The following is a 14,281-nucleotide window of genomic DNA, read 5'->3' on the forward strand; positions in this document are numbered from 1 at the left end:
GGGAGTCTTCGGTGAGCGCGCGCCGGGTGAGTGGCCGCTAAAAGTCGCGGCTGCTGGCGGGGTCTGTCGCTGACTGCGACGAGTACCGGCTGAGATGCACGCGCCGGGAGAAGCGAATGATCGGGCGAATAAGCATCTCAACACTGCCCAGAACGAAGAGCCACGTGCCAGCGTGGGTGAGTTCGGGCGTGAAAAAGAAGATGCTGCCCACGAGAAAGAGCAGCCCGATCAGGATGTCGTTGACGATGCTGATGACCTCGTAGCGTTGGCGAATCACCAGCTCTTCGCGCCCGACCCGCACGACAAGCGGGTGGGAGGTGCTGTCGCCGTTGCTCGTGCTGCTGTCAGTAGCGGGAGGGGAGTCGCCCATGCGTTTCATCCTTCGGTTGGTCAACGCGCGTGGCCCACAGTTTCGCAGTCTCAGTGATTCGATGCCACACGGGATGCATCACTGGGCGCCGCACGGGCCGCCTCGCCCACTGCCGCACAGCGACCTGGAGCGCACACGGAAGGGCCTGCGACCGATCGGTCGCAGGCCCTTCGTCCTCGGGGGAGGTGCTGGGTGGTGGTTAGTCGTCGGTAGGCGCTTCTTCGACGGCCTCAGCGTCACCATCACGGTTGGGTCGATCTGCGACGTCGCCGCGATCGCCGTGGCCTGCGCGGGCGCCCGGCGTGCCTTCGCCCTTGCCAGCGCCGACACGTTCGTCACCAGAAGCTTCCCTGGTGGCTTCGCGGTCAGCTCGAATGTCAGCAAGTGCGGTGGTTACCGCATCTTCGTCAACGTTTAGTTCGGCAGCGAGAGCCGTCACGAACGCAGCCTGGCGGGCATCCTTGGCGGCCATCTTTTCATCGGCGGTCGCGTCTTTATCGAGCGTTGTTTCGGATGGCTCGGTCGCGTCGCGCACGGCGGTAACCGCGTCGGATACTTCGGTTTCGGTCAGCCCGAGTGCGGTCGCGAGAGTTGCAGCATCAATGTGGGCACCACCCTGGCCGTGACCGCGAGCAGCACGGTCGCCGGTGGCGGAAGTGCCCGATTCAGAGGCGCTTGAGCTGGAGGTGGCGGTCGTGAGAGTCTCGGCCTGAGCGGGCAGGGCCACTGCGAGTCCGACGCACGATGCCACAACTACTCCGGCGGCTCCTGCAATCAGTGTCTTCTTCATGGTTGATCCTTTTCGTCATTTCCGGAATCTCCGGTGTACGAAACCAACACTGCAGGCCGGGTCTATCAAGGCACTGTGCTGGCACTGCACGCCCCGTGGGGAAGTGCTGATGTAACCCAATGAGCGGGCTGAGCGCAGCACTGAGCGCAGCCGAGGGCGACGCCGATGTTGGCCGCGGGATGCTGGCGGCTGGCGGCTGGCGGGTGCGGCTGGCAACAAACGAACGGCTAGGCGTCGAGGGCGGCCAACGCCATCCGCTCGAGCACGTCGCGAGTCGCGCCCGCGCGCCCGCTGTGGGGAGTGGAGTTGATGAGCCCGAAGGTGGCGTGGGCACGGGTGCGCAGCTCGGTGGTCGCGGCATCCGGATGAAGGCGAGCCAGCGTGGCAACCCACTGCTCGACGTAGCTGCGCTGCAGGGCGCGCACCTCGTGGCGGTCGTCGTCGGTGAGGCTGTCGAGGTCGCGATCTTGTACGCGGATGACGTTGGCATTGCGGAGCGCAAATTCAACGTGAAACTGAACAAGGTTTTCGAGCGCGGCTCGCGCTGTGGGGGCGTGTTCGATCACGGTTTGGGCTCCGGCGCACAGGCTGGAGCTGGCATCCACGAGTATCGCGGCGAGCACGTCTTGTTTGCCGTCGAAGTGGCGGTAGACGGCGGGGCCGCTCACGCCGGCGGCGGCTCCGAGTTCTTCGAGCGAGACGCGCGTGAAGCCGCGCTCGGCGAAGAGGCTGGCGGCGGCGTCGAGGAGCGCCTCGCGGCGGTCGGCCTTCGCTTGGCTTCGCAGAGTTGGCGTCTCGTTCATGTTCTGAGTCTAGACAGTTCGGTTAATGCTCGCTAACCTAAATTGAGTTAGTAGCGACTAACCCAAGTGGCCACAAGCTGCGCTGAACGAAGGTGTTCGATGGAGAAGATTTCCTCGGCCGCTCAACCGTCCCACCCGACGTTTGTGGCCAACGAAGAGTCAATGCGCGGCCTTGTCGAGCAATTGCGCGAACGACTCGCGACGACAGCCCTCGGTGGCTCAGAGAAATCTCGCGAACGCCACGTCTCCCGCGGCAAGCTGCTGCCTCGCGACCGAGTCGACGAACTGCTCGACGAGGGCAGCCCTTTCATCGAGATCGCCCCGCTCGCCGCGAATGGAATCTACGACGACCAGGCTCCCGGCGCTGGCGTTATTGCCGGTATTGGCCTCATCCACTCTCGCCCCGTGCTCGTGATCTCGAACGACGCGACGGTCAAGGGCGGCACCTACTTTCCCCTCACGGTCAAAAAGCACTTGCGGGCGCAAGAGATTGCGTTCGAGAACAAACTGCCGTGCGTCTACCTCGTGGACTCGGGCGGCGCGTTCTTGCCGATGCAGGATGAAGTCTTTCCCGACCGCGACCACTTCGGGCGCATCTTCTACAACCAGGCTCGGCTCTCGGCGGCCGGCATCCCGCAGATCGCGTCGGTCATGGGCTCGTGCACCGCGGGTGGCGCTTACGTTCCCGCAATGAGCGACGAGACGATCATCGTGCGCAATCAGGGCACGATATTCTTGGGCGGCCCGCCCCTCGTCAAGGCTGCTATCGGCGAGATCGTCACGGCCGAAGAACTCGGCGGGGGAGACGTGCACGCGCGCACCTCTGGCGTCACCGACCACCTGGCCGACGACGACCGCCATGCGCTCGAAATTGTGCGGGACATCATCAAGACAATCCCCAAGCCTGCGGCTCCCGCGTGGGATGTTGTGGCCTCGCGGCCTCCCGTAGTGAACCCCGACGAGCTCTACGGCGTCGTGCCCACCGACGTGCAGAGCCCGTACGAAGTGCGCGAAGTAATCGCGCGGATCGTCGATGGCAGTGAGTTCCACGAGTTCAAGAAGGAATACGGCACGACGCTCATCACCGGCTTCGCGACGCTGCACGGGCATCCGGTCGGCATCGTTGCCAACGCCGGGGTGCTGTTCAGCGAATCGGCGCTCAAGGGCGCTCACTTCATCGAACTGTGCGATCAGCGCGGCATCCCGCTGCTGTTCCTGCAGAACATTTCGGGCTTCATGGTCGGTAAGGAATATGAGGCCGGCGGCATCGCCAAGAACGGCGCCAAGATGGTGACCGCGGTGGCCACAACGCGCGTTCCTAAGTTCACGGTCGTGATCGGCGGCTCGTTCGGGGCCGGTAACTACTCGATGTGTGGTCGCTCCTATTCGCCACGTTTCTTGTGGATGTGGCCTAACGCCCGCATCTCGGTTATGGGCGGCCCGCAGGCAGCTGCTGTGCTCTCCACGGTGCGCCGCGATCAGCTCGGCGAAGACGCCTTCACCGACGACGACAAGGCCGAGTTCGAGAAGCCCATCCGCGAGCAGTATGAACGCCAGGGCAGCCCCTACTATTCGACAGCTCGCCTCTGGGATGACGGAATCATTGACCCCAAGGACACGAGAGACGTGCTCGGCATGGCCCTCGATATCGCCGCGGCCACCCCGCTGCCCGACCCGGGCTTCGGCCTCTTCCGGATGTGATGGCGATGTTCTCTGCTGTTCTGGTCGCCAATCGTGGCGAAATTTCCTGTCGCATCACGCGCACCCTGCATTCCATGGGCATCCGTTCGATCGCGGTGTACACCGAGCACGACCGTGACGCGAAGCACGTTCGAGTGGCGGATGCCGCGGTACTGATCGACAGCTACCTCTCGGTCGAATCGATCGTTGCTGCCGCTCATGCCGTTTCGGGCATGAATGCTGACGGGATCCACCCGGGCTATGGCTTCCTCTCCGAAAACGCGTCCCTCGCCGAGGCCTGTGCCGCCGGCGGAATCACGTTTATCGGCCCCGGCGTCGAAGCGCTTGAGATCATGGGCGACAAGATCGCGTCGAAGAAGCACGTGACCGAGCGCGGTGTCGCGGTGATCCCCGGAATCGCTGAACCGGGCATGACCAACGATGATCTGGTGGCCGCTGCGGCCGAGGTTGGGTTCCCCTTGCTGATCAAGCCGTCGGCCGGTGGTGGTGGCAAGGGCATGACGATCGTGCGCGAACCCGATGCCGTTGCCGGTGCGCTCGACTCTGCTCGTCGTGTGGCCAGTGCCGCGTTCGGCGATGACACTCTCTTTCTCGAGCGCCTCGTGGAGAAGCCGCGCCACATCGAGGTGCAGGTGTTGGCCGATAGCCACGGCACGACGATTCATCTGGGAGAGCGCGAATGTTCGCTGCAGCGTCGCCACCAGAAGATCATCGAAGAAGCACCATCGCCGCTGCTCGATGAGGCAACTCGTCAACGCATTGGTGAAGCAGCCTGCGAGGTCGCCCGCAGCGTGAACTACGTCGGTGCCGGAACTGTCGAGTTCCTCGTCTCCGACAATGCCCCCGACGAGTTCTTTTTCATGGAGATGAATACCCGCCTGCAAGTGGAGCACCCGGTCACCGAAATGGTCACCGGCATCGACCTCGTGGAGTGGCAAGTGCGAATTGCTGCCGGCGAGAAGCTCACGGTGGAGACTCCGGTGCTTACCGGCCATTCGGTCGAGGCTCGCATCTACTCCGAAGATCCCGCGAACGACTTCCTGCCCTCCGCCGGTCAGATCGTCGCGCTCCACGAAGCGAACGATGTGCGCGTCGACAGCTCGCTAGTCGAAGGCGGCACGGTCTCCGCCAACTACGACCCCATGCTCGCCAAGGTCATCTCTCACGCGGCGACCCGCGACGAAGCCCTCACGAAACTCGACCGTGCCCTCGCTGACACCGTCATCCTGGGCGTCACGACGAACATCGAATTCTTGCGAGCTCTTCTCAACCGCGATGACGTGCGTGCGGGCGACCTCGATACGGGCCTCATCGAGCGGGCTCTCGCCGAGATCGAGTTCGCCGCGCCAACTCCGGCGGTGCTCGCAGCGGCGGCTTTGAGCATCCATTCCGAGCGGTGGATGCCGGGCTCACCCTGGCAGCGCCCCTCCGGTTGGCGCGTGGGCCAGCATCGCCCGGCCCGCTACCGTCTCGCGTGTGCGGGGCAGGTGCACGAGGTTTTGGTGGCCGGCCCGCCCAGCGCAGCGGAAGTCACGATAGACGGCACGACAACCCCGGCTCGCCTGACGAGCACCGGTATCGAGTGGGGCACGCAGACCATCCGCCTCACTATCGAAACGGCCGACGCCACGGTGTGGATTGGGCAGGAGGGCACTTCCTGGGCTCTCACTGCGCAGTCCCGCGCCGAGTCGCTTGCGGCTCACCGCGCCACTCTCGCAAGAGTCGCTGGCGTTATCGATCCCGAACTGCGTTCGCCCATGCCCGGCACCGTCGTCGCGGTCGCCGTCGCCCACGGAGACGCCGTCACTGCAGGTCAGACGGTGCTCACGATTGAAGCCATGAAGATGGAACACCCCGTTGTCGCGACCCTCGATGGGGTTGTCGACATCAGCTTGAAGCCTGGCGATCTGGTCACACGCGATCAGATCGTTGCCCGAATCGAATCGCCACAAGCGAGCACTGAAGGAGAAACCTCATGAGTCACGACGCTACCCGCGGCGAAATCACCCACCTCGGCCTCACCGATGAGCAGCTGAAGTTGAGCGCTGACGTGCGCGATTTCGCGGACAAGGTTGTTGCTCCGGCAGCGTATGAGTACGACACGAAGCGTGAACTGCCCTACGGCATCATCGCTCAGATGGGGGAGATGGGGCTCTTCGGTTTGCCGTTCCCCACGGAGTTCGGCGGGCAGGGCAAGGATTACGTTTCGCTGTGTCTCGCCATTGAGCAGCTTGCTCGCGTTGACCAGTCGATCGCGGTGACGCTCGAGGCCGGTATCGGCCTTGGCGCAATGCCGATCTTCAAGCACGGTAGCGAAGAGCAGAAGCAGCAGTGGGTTCCGATGCTCGCGCGCGGTGAAGCTCTCGCCGGATTCGGGCTGACCGAAGCGGATGCCGGCTCCGATGCTGCGGGAACCAAGACCACTGCCGAGCTCGTCGATGGCGAATGGGTCATCAACGGCACGAAGCAGTTCATCACTAACTCGGGCAGTGAGATCACGAAGGTCGTGACGGTCACGGCGGTCACGGGGCGTCGCGAGAATGGCCGGCCTGAGTTGAGCGCCATCCTCGTTCCGAACGGTACGCCGGGCTTCACAGTGCACCCGCCCTACGACAAGGTCGGCTGGCACACGTCTGACACGCATCCGCTGTCGTTCGACAACGTGCGCGTTCCCGAAGCGAACCTGATGGGGGAGCGCGGCCGTGGTTTCGCGAACTTCATTGAGGCTTTGGATGAGGGTCGCGTCGCGTTCTCGGCACTCTGCACGGGTGCGGCTCAGGGTTGCCTCGAGGAGTCGATCCGCTACGCCAACGAGCGTCACGTCTTCGGCCGTTCGATCGGCTCGAACCAGCACATTGCGTTCAAGATTGCGCGGATGCAGGCCCGAGTTCACTCGGCACGCTTGGCAACGTACGACGCAGCCCGCAAACTGGTTGCCGGAGTTCCTTTCAAGATGGAGGCGAGCTTGGCGAAAATGATCAGCAGCGAGGCGGCCATGGATAACGCTCGGGATGCCACCCAAATCTTTGGTGGCTATGGCTTCATGAACGAGAACCCTGTCGCTCGCCACTACCGCGATTCCAAGGTGTTGGAACTCGGTGAGGGCACCACTGAGGTGCAGATGATGGTCATCGCTCGTGAGCTGGGATTCGCGACCCTATGACCGGCAAACGTATTCAGCAACGCGGCCTGTGGTTCGACGAGTTCGAGGAGGGCGCTGTCTATCTGCACGCGCCTGGCCGCACCGTCACTGAGGCCGACAACGTTCTCTTCACGACGATGACGATGAACACGCAGTCGCTGCACTTGGATGCCGCGTGGTCAGAGCAGCAGCCTTTCGGGCAGCGCTTGGTGAACTCGATGTTCACGCTCTCGACGATGGTGGGGGCATCCGTGGCCCAACTGACGCAGGGCACGATTGTGGCGAACTTGGGCTTCACAGAGGTCAACTTTCCGCATCCGCTGTATCACGGCGACACGATGTATTCCGAGAGCGAGGTGCTGGAGAAGCGGCTCTCGAAGTCGCGCCCCGGCCAGGGAATCATTTCGTTGCGGCACACGGCCAAGAACCAGGACGGTGTTGTGGTGGCTGTGGCGACCCGTTCGGTGATGGTCTGGACTGAGGAGGGCGCACCGTGAGCTTCACGTTAGGGCCGTCGATTCTGTTTGTTCCGGGCGATCGCCCCGACCGTTATGCCAAGGCGCTAGAGCGCGCGGATGCCATCATCATTGACCTTGAGGATGCCGTAGCGAGTGTCGATAAGGCGGCAGCCCGCGCTGCTCTGATCGCTAACCCGATGGATCCGGCCCGCACGATCGTGCGCCTGAATCCGGCTGGCACCGAGGATCACGATAGTGACCTCGAGGCGTTGGAGCAGACGGAGTACCGCACGGTGATGCTCTCCAAGTCGGAGTCGGTTGCCGATTTCGATGCGCTCACTGACCTCGACGTGATCGCCCTGTGCGAGACGGCGCGGGGTGTGCTCGCGGCGACAAGTTTGGCCGCGCTGGATTGTGTGGTCGCCCTCATGTGGGGTGCCGAAGATTTGGTGGCGTCGCTCGGCGGATCATCATCGCGCGAAGATTCCGGCCCCTACCGTGGTGTCGCATTGCATGCGCGTTCGTCGGTGTTGCTCGCGGCGGGTGCCTACTCAAAGGCCGTAATTGACGCGGTGCATCTCGACATTACCGACACTGATGGTCTGGCTGCTGAGGCTCGGGATGCCGCAGCACTCGGGTTCACGGCAACGGCCTGCATTCATCCCTCTCAAGTGGCCATTGTGCGCGAAAGTTATGCGCCCACGGTCGAGCAGATCGCGTCAGCCCGAGCACTTCTCGCCGCCGCGGAATCGCAGCCCGGAGTCTTCAGCTTCGAGGGTCGCATGGTTGACGGCCCCATCCTGCGGCACGCAGAGTGCGTGGTCGCGCGGGCGGGGTTGCGGGAGGGTTAGTCGGGGCTCTTGCCTCAACGCATTAATACAATTCGTCGCACACGATCAAAGCATCGAACCATGCTGTGTCGAAATTGTGAACGCTGGCGACAGCGCCCTCGGCTGGAGTCCCATCACGAATCGTAACTTTAAGGCGGGTACTGTCATGAGGGTCGAGCCCGCAATCTACGTTGCGCAGCTGGCCTGGGGGTCAAGTTCTTCTGCTGGCGACGCGACGAACACGGCGTACCGTGAGGCTCTATAACGTCTTTGGCTTAATGCTCGTCGAATCCGGGGCTCAGTTGGAGAGCCGCTGAAATGACGGTGCGTGTGATCAAGCGGTCTTCCTCACTCGGTGCCTGCATGGCGTTTCCTCTAGCTTTAGCAAGCGCCATCGCTCCGCGCTCAACTGCTTCTAGGGACATCAGCTGCTTCGCTACTATTGCGAGCTCTGTTGCTTGAGCTTCTCGGTCAAAGTCGGCACGACGTTTTTTGCTAGCGATGGTTAGTTCGCGCATCTTCCGTTCTTCCCATTCCTTCGTCCTTAAATCGAGGTTGAACTTTGCTAGTCGATTGGTTGAATCGCTCATCGTCAGGTGAACTCTCTAAATTGATCGGCGGCTGATGGTCGCTGACTTTATACGCAAACAATCCGATTGGCCAGCAGCCTTCAACGATTACCCGGCTAGCGTTGAAGATCCTCAAGACTGCTGACCGCAACCTCCTCCGGCCAATACCGAGGATCACGACAGTGACCTGTTAGTCGGCTTGCCAGCAGTGGCCCTGCGGCCAGTCGTCTGCAAGCCCGAGCAGTCTGCGGGCATCGAGAGTTTCGCGCTTGTCGGTGCTTCTGCCGTTCCACTCGTGAACCACGCCGGGGAACATCGGCTCGCTTGGCAGCGGGTACAACGGGTCGGGGTGGGCCCATAGAGATACGCGGGCGCGGGTCGGGTCATGGAGTGCAAGCTGATCGACGATCAAGACTGCTGACACCCGACGATTCTTCCAAGCTCCCGGTGATCCGAAATAGCCATCAGGATTGCGAACGCCGCGCGATGTGATCTCCTCGCCCGAGTTGAGCCCGCCGATCACCCAGGACTCAGAACCATAAAGCGCATTGAATGTGTCTTCGTCGTCCCCATCGAACGTATTTGTGCCGACGGCCACGACGAACGCCTCGTCGAGGTGGCCGTACCTGCTCGCCTTGGACTTGAGAGCGGCGACAAGCTTTGCCCCGTCGTTGATGAAGTGTGCTTCGGAGTGCGCGTAGACGCCGATGGAGCGCCTAACCTTCCCGCGGCTGATGCGCCTTATGGGAATCGCCTTAGCGGTGACACTCCAGCCGTCCTGCTCAAACGTTCGTGCGGGCGGATCTTCGGTGTCAACCGAATCGGGATCCAGCTGTCTGAGCCATACCCGAATCTCGTCGCGGAACTTCCCTGCAGGTGCGCTATGGCTGGCTTGCGTAATCGAGATCGTCATGAGATAGAAATTGTCGTCCCCTACCTCGTCAAGCGCCGCTAGTAGGGCATTCATCCGATTGGCAGCGGCGCGAGCGGCCCGCGGCGTCCCAGGAGCGATCGCCTCGATGAACACGCGCGTGGTGTCTCGGCTCGCAAGAAAATCGGGTCGGTGAGAGGTGTCGGCAAGTTCGGGGTGGATAACGACCTCGTGACCGCCTCGGACCAAGCACTCGTGCAGGTACAATTCCAGGAATGCACTTCGAGCCTGTGCGTCGTCCGACCGTAACGCCGCCCTCACCTCAGCGTACTCGCGGTCGTTGAGTCGGTCAGCCCACTCCTGATGAAGCGCTCGACTGTGTCACCATAGTGAGCCGCCCGCTCGATTAAAGAACGCGAACGTCGTCTCGTCGTTGTGTTGCGGGCTGAGGTCAGTCCGCTCGCAATCATCATAGATCGGGTGCCTCATGCCGGGCACGGTTGTCCCGCAGGGACAGTCTGAGCGAAGAATATTGAATTCGCCAGTGTCTCATCGCGATCGCAGCGAGGCCAGTTGCGCATCCAGAAAATCGGCGCCTGAGCCCAGGGGCTCTCGTGTTGAAGATAATGCGCTGCTTCAGCGGTTCCGCTCGCCATATCGCCTCTCGATCTTCGCTCGGGCGGATGTGCAGCTTCCCCGATGCTCGGCCTAAGGCAACGATAGCCTTCGCGAAGAGCACTGCCAATGATGGTGTGCCATCAGCATCGATCTGGGAACGGTTGCACTTCGGGCGTCTCCTTTGTGTTCCCGCTCGAGGCCGGTCTTAGCTGACGAATCGGGTTTGAAGCTTGCCGCGCGTGCTCGAGCTACAAGCCGTTCAACTTCTCTCTCAGCTGATCAACAGTGGGCGCGCCGGCAAAGCCATCCGGGGTGACATAACGGCGGCAGGCAAGCCCGACCGGGGCATCCGGCTGGGCAAAGGGATCTAAGCCATCGAAGAGGATGCTCGGTGACCCGCGGAACCCCACACGCTCAGCTTCTTCGACCGTGTCGACCAGGTGTCGCAACACCGTGATCTCCGGGAACTCTTGTACGAGTTCGGTGATGTGCTGATCGGCAACCTTCCAGTTGGGGCAGCCCTCGAAGTATTGCAGCGTGATCTCCATACCCTCACGGTAACCCCTGACGTGCGCGGGAAGCTGAAGCACGGAAGCGACCAACATCGAGCCGGATCATCGAGCTGTCGGAGAGGCGCGGGCAGTGCATCATCGTAGTGCTCAGGGGCGGTCGCAAATTTTGTGAAACCGTGCCACCGAGTTCCCGACGAACAATAGACCTGTCGCTGACAGCGCTAAGGGCTCGAACGGCAGGCGCCGCAGGATCGCAGTGCGTGCTGTGCACGGGGTGGTTCGGCGCCTAGCTTCCCTTCAACCGCAGTGTCAGCCCAAAACTTAGTTGTGCTACCGTTTTGCTACAACTTGTACTAGATTGATGGAACAAAATAAGACAACGGAAAGAGGGCATCGTGTTTTGGGACCGATTGGATTCATTCAACATCATGGAAAACTTAGGCATGCTGTCGACAATGCCACTACTTGCCCCCATCCTGACAGTGCTGCTGCTCGTGGCGTACGGCCTGTTTCGTCGCTTCAGCCGAGGCAAAGGACAACTAGGTTCTCGCACAGATCACGCCCTCACCAGCCCGGCGGAATATGGCTTTGAGCGCCGCGCCCTCGGCATCGGTGCGATCGCCGTTATCGTCCTGTATTTCGTCGAATTCGTGGTGCGCGGTTATGTGTTCAACTTCTATAACACCGTCGACTGGTGGCGCTACGCCACCCCGCTCATTGCCGCCGGCCTCACCCTCGGGGTGCTGCTGCTCCACATCGTTCGGCAAAGAACCGCTGCTGCCCCCGCGCATCCCGTCGTGGCAACAGCTCGCCGCACCTGGCTGAGCTTCGGCCCCCGTGTCGGCATCATCGGCATCGGCGCGCTCGTGGCAGCTTTTGTGGCCACAACGCTTGCTGCGGGGGCCGCCTCATCGCCCGACGACCGCGGGCGATACATCTACATCGCGCTGGACGCGGCGAATACAACGCTCGACCCCTTGCGCTTCTGGTTCTACGGGTGGGCCTACGGCATCCCGGTCATCATCTGCGTGGGCGCCCTCGCTGTGATGACGTGGTGGGCGCTGAGCGCGAATGCCCTACGACCTTTCCGGATGCCGGAAGCTCCTGGCCTAGAGCAAGGTGCGCGCACGCAGATTGCGGCTGGCATCACCAGCCTCACGAGCGCAGCGATGCTGCTTGCGCTAGGCGGCGCATTCAAACTGATCAACAATGCACGAGGGCCCTGGGGACTCACGATCGAAGGCGAAAATCGCAGTGAACCTTACGAAGTGACCTGGCACTACGCCAACCTCGCCGCTGCCGCAGGGTTTATCTCGCCGCTGCTCGAAGTAACAGGATTCATGCTCCTCATCTTCGCGGCACGTCGGTTACTTCGAACTCAGCCGAGCCAGCAACCCAGCGAAAAGACCGTGACGGACGAGGTCGTTCGATGAGCGAATCCGCCGGCGCAGCGCCCACAGACGAGGGCAGCCCTGCGCAGGAAATCTACCGGCAATTTCGCGGGCTAATCACCTCAGGCCAGCTCGGTTCCGGAGAGCGCTTGCCCACCGTGCGCCAAACCGCCAACGATTTCGGGGTTGCTCCTGGCACCGCGGCAAAAGCCTACAAATTTCTCGAGCGCGACCAACTCGTCGTCACGCGCACTGCGGCAGGCACGCGAGTCTCGGAGACAGCAGCAGTGCTGCCGGCATCCGTAGTTCGTCGCATTCGTGATCTCACCGCCGAAGCCGAAGCAGTAGGTTCTGACTTGGCCGACGTGATCGGCGTGCTCCGCGTCATCTGGAACAAAGAGGTTGAAGCCCAGTAAACGGCGTCCAGCGGTAATCCCCGCGCTAGCGGTCAGGTGATGGTGCACACCACAGAAACAGCGCTCAGAACTCGTAAATCTCGGTGAGCTCATCCGACAGCAGCACTGTGCGTGGAAGCTCGCGCAGAACCGATTTGATGCTGGAGATTCTCTCACTTATGATAGTGCTACCGAACGTCGTCGCGTGCCGCGCACCGAACGACACCACAAACAGGGCATTGTGCTCACCGCCATCGGCAGTGAGCGGTGTAGCTGTGGTTACTCCTCAAAGGTGTTGACCATGGCGTGCGCGGCACGGTCGAGATACGCCCAGATTTCGGCATCGTAGAGCGGCGGCAATTCGAGAGTGTCGAGGGCGTTGCGCATGTGGTGCAACCAGCGGTCACGGGCATCCGGGTTCACCTTGAAGGGCATGTGGCGCTGGCGAAGGCGGGGGTGTCCGCGTTCCTGGCTGTACGTGTTCGGGCCGCCCCAATACTGTTCCAAGAAACCCGTGAGGCGCTGGATGGCACCCTCAAGGTCGGGCTGCTCTGGGTACATCGGCAGCAGCACCTCGTCGGTTGCCACGCCGACGTAGAACTCGCGCACGAGCTTCTCGAACGTGGCGCGACCGCCGATGAGTTCCCACATCGAATCGGCCGGAGCATCCGGAGTCACCGCCGGCTTCGCAATGATGCGAATCTTGGGGCGCTTCACGGGCTCAGCCGCAGTTGCAGTCTCGGCCACGTTCTCGGCACCAGCCGCGCTCTCGGAGCCAGCCACATTCTCAGAGTCGGTCATTTCTTGGGCTTCTCCTCGGGAAAGTTCACGGGCACCGGGCGCGTGCGGGGTGGTCGTGCACCGCGCACACTCGCAGCACCCTCAAAGCCACTCAACACGATCGAGTTCAATGCGGGAAGTTTGACACCCATCTCGTCCAAATCCTTCTTCAAACGGGCCCGCAGCTCGCGAGCAACATCATCCTTCGTCGCGGATGCCGTCTTCACCACCAGACGAACAACCACCGCCTCCGAGGAAATAGATTCAATGCCCCAAATCTCGGGCTGCTCCAAGATGCGAGTCGTCCATTTGGGAGTCTTATAGAGGTCAACGGCGGTCTTCAAGATGCGCTCCTGCACGGCATCCACATCAGAGTCATACGGCACAGCAAGATCGATGATCACGCGCGCCCAGCCCTGCGACATATTGCCCACCCGGGTGATCTCGCCGTTGCGCACAAACCAGAGGGTTCCGTTGACGTCGCGCACCTGAGTAGTGCGGATGTCGACCGACTCCACAACGCCAACCGCCGGCCCGAGGTCGACGATGTCGCCCACGCCCAACTGATCCTCGGCCACCATAAAGAGCCCGTTGAGTACATCCTTGACGACGTTTTGGGCGCCGAAACCGAGACCGGCACCGGTAGCGGCGGTGATGAGCGCGAAGGCGCCTGTGGCGTTCGGCGCGAAGAGATCGAAGAGCAACAGCAGTACGACGATCACGATGGCAACCGTGATGAGGCTGGAGAGAACTCCGCCGAGGGTGCGGGTGCGCTGAACAACACGCACAGCTGCCAGGGGAGAAGTCAGAAGAACTTGAGTGTCGTGGATGTTCTCTTTGTGCTTCACGCCGTTCACCACGCGGTCGACGACGCGCTTGATGACGAACAACAGAATGAAGCGAAGAACCCAGGCGCCGGCAATTATCACGGCACCTTGAAGAAGCGTCGAGTTCTCGTAAAACGCTCGCACCGCAGCCCAGAGGCCGCCGATCGTGAAATCTTCCATGCTCGGAGCCTAGCGAGTGACTTCTGTGTAGTCACCGCTAGGCC

15 protein-coding genes are annotated in these 14,281 nt (G+C 62.0%); 7 read left to right on the top strand and 8 right to left on the bottom strand.

The genetic code is table 11. The annotated features are described in order from the left end of the window. Positions 1 to 37: 37 nt before the first annotated feature. The 3 genes from I6E74_RS06755 to I6E74_RS06765 form a co-directional block, all read right to left on the bottom strand. Complete coding sequence (locus tag I6E74_RS06755; RefSeq protein ID WP_197124190.1) at positions 38 to 370, bottom strand: YrhK family protein; 333 nt, start codon at positions 368 to 370, stop codon at positions 38 to 40. Positions 371 to 569: 199 nt separating this feature from the next. Beyond that, on the bottom strand, positions 570 to 1,160 hold the full coding sequence (locus I6E74_RS06760; RefSeq protein WP_197124192.1) for a hypothetical protein: 591 nt from the start codon (positions 1,158 to 1,160) through the stop codon (positions 570 to 572). A gap of 227 nt (positions 1,161 to 1,387) precedes the next feature. After that, positions 1,388 to 1,963, bottom strand: a complete 576-nt coding sequence (locus tag I6E74_RS06765; RefSeq protein ID WP_197124194.1) for a TetR/AcrR family transcriptional regulator — start codon at positions 1,961 to 1,963, stop codon at positions 1,388 to 1,390. Positions 1,964 to 2,062: 99 nt separating this feature from the next. On the opposite strand from I6E74_RS06765, the gene I6E74_RS06770 reads away from it, so the two are divergent. The 5 genes from I6E74_RS06770 to I6E74_RS06790 are packed head-to-tail and all read left to right on the top strand — an operon-like array spanning position 2,063 to position 8,115. Then, positions 2,063 to 3,664, top strand: coding sequence for a carboxyl transferase domain-containing protein (locus I6E74_RS06770; RefSeq protein WP_197124196.1), 1,602 nt, complete (start codon positions 2,063 to 2,065; stop codon positions 3,662 to 3,664). Between the two features lie 5 nt (positions 3,665 to 3,669). Further along, the gene (locus tag I6E74_RS06775; RefSeq protein WP_231601146.1) at positions 3,670 to 5,643 is read left to right on the top strand and encodes a biotin carboxylase N-terminal domain-containing protein; all 1,974 of its coding nucleotides are present in this window, start codon (positions 3,670 to 3,672) and stop codon (positions 5,641 to 5,643) included. Next, positions 5,640 to 6,827, top strand: a complete 1,188-nt coding sequence (locus I6E74_RS06780) for an acyl-CoA dehydrogenase family protein (RefSeq protein WP_197124200.1) — start codon at positions 5,640 to 5,642, stop codon at positions 6,825 to 6,827. The genes I6E74_RS06775 and I6E74_RS06780 overlap by 4 nt, the downstream gene beginning before the upstream one ends. Then, on the top strand, positions 6,824 to 7,303 hold the full coding sequence (locus I6E74_RS06785; RefSeq protein WP_100388689.1) for a MaoC family dehydratase: 480 nt from the start codon (positions 6,824 to 6,826) through the stop codon (positions 7,301 to 7,303). The genes I6E74_RS06780 and I6E74_RS06785 overlap by 4 nt, the downstream gene beginning before the upstream one ends. Then, on the top strand, positions 7,300 to 8,115 hold the full coding sequence (locus I6E74_RS06790) for a CoA ester lyase (RefSeq protein ID WP_197124202.1): 816 nt from the start codon (positions 7,300 to 7,302) through the stop codon (positions 8,113 to 8,115). Before I6E74_RS06785 ends, I6E74_RS06790 begins: the two co-directional genes overlap by 4 nt. Before the next feature lie 254 nt (positions 8,116 to 8,369). Here the strand turns inward: I6E74_RS06790 and I6E74_RS06795 are convergent, their stop codons facing one another. From I6E74_RS06795 to I6E74_RS06805, 3 genes are all read right to left on the bottom strand, one after another. Further along, positions 8,370 to 8,684 (bottom strand): hypothetical protein, encoded by a 315-nt coding sequence (locus tag I6E74_RS06795; RefSeq protein ID WP_197124204.1) that lies wholly within the window; start codon positions 8,682 to 8,684, stop codon positions 8,370 to 8,372. Positions 8,685 to 8,853: 169 nt separating this feature from the next. Then, positions 8,854 to 9,690: a hypothetical protein gene (locus tag I6E74_RS06800; protein ID WP_197124206.1), complete on the bottom strand. Its 837-nt coding sequence runs from the start codon at positions 9,688 to 9,690 to the stop codon at positions 8,854 to 8,856. 710 nt (positions 9,691 to 10,400) lie between these two features. Next, on the bottom strand, positions 10,401 to 10,700 hold the full coding sequence (locus tag I6E74_RS06805; protein WP_197124208.1) for a thioredoxin family protein: 300 nt from the start codon (positions 10,698 to 10,700) through the stop codon (positions 10,401 to 10,403). A gap of 359 nt (positions 10,701 to 11,059) precedes the next feature. Here I6E74_RS06805 and I6E74_RS06810 point away from each other — a divergent pair, with 359 nt between their 5' ends. Continuing rightward, entirely contained in the window at positions 11,060 to 12,097 is a 1,038-nt protein-coding gene (locus I6E74_RS06810; protein WP_197124210.1) for a hypothetical protein, read from the top strand. Beyond that, positions 12,094 to 12,471: a GntR family transcriptional regulator gene (locus tag I6E74_RS06815; RefSeq protein ID WP_197124212.1), complete on the top strand. Its 378-nt coding sequence runs from the start codon at positions 12,094 to 12,096 to the stop codon at positions 12,469 to 12,471. Before I6E74_RS06810 ends, I6E74_RS06815 begins: the two co-directional genes overlap by 4 nt. A gap of 258 nt (positions 12,472 to 12,729) precedes the next feature. Here the strand turns inward: I6E74_RS06815 and I6E74_RS06820 are convergent, their stop codons facing one another. Then, on the bottom strand, positions 12,730 to 13,101 hold the full coding sequence (locus I6E74_RS06820; RefSeq protein WP_197125217.1) for a globin: 372 nt from the start codon (positions 13,099 to 13,101) through the stop codon (positions 12,730 to 12,732). A 146-nt stretch (positions 13,102 to 13,247) separates the two neighbouring features. Then, entirely contained in the window at positions 13,248 to 14,237 is a 990-nt protein-coding gene (locus I6E74_RS06825) for a mechanosensitive ion channel family protein (RefSeq protein ID WP_197124214.1), read from the bottom strand. Positions 14,238 to 14,281: the final 44 nt, after the last annotated feature.

Source organism: Salinibacterium sp. SWN139 (assembly GCF_015864625.1).
Taxonomy (GTDB): Bacteria; Actinomycetota; Actinomycetes; order Actinomycetales; family Microbacteriaceae; genus Rhodoglobus.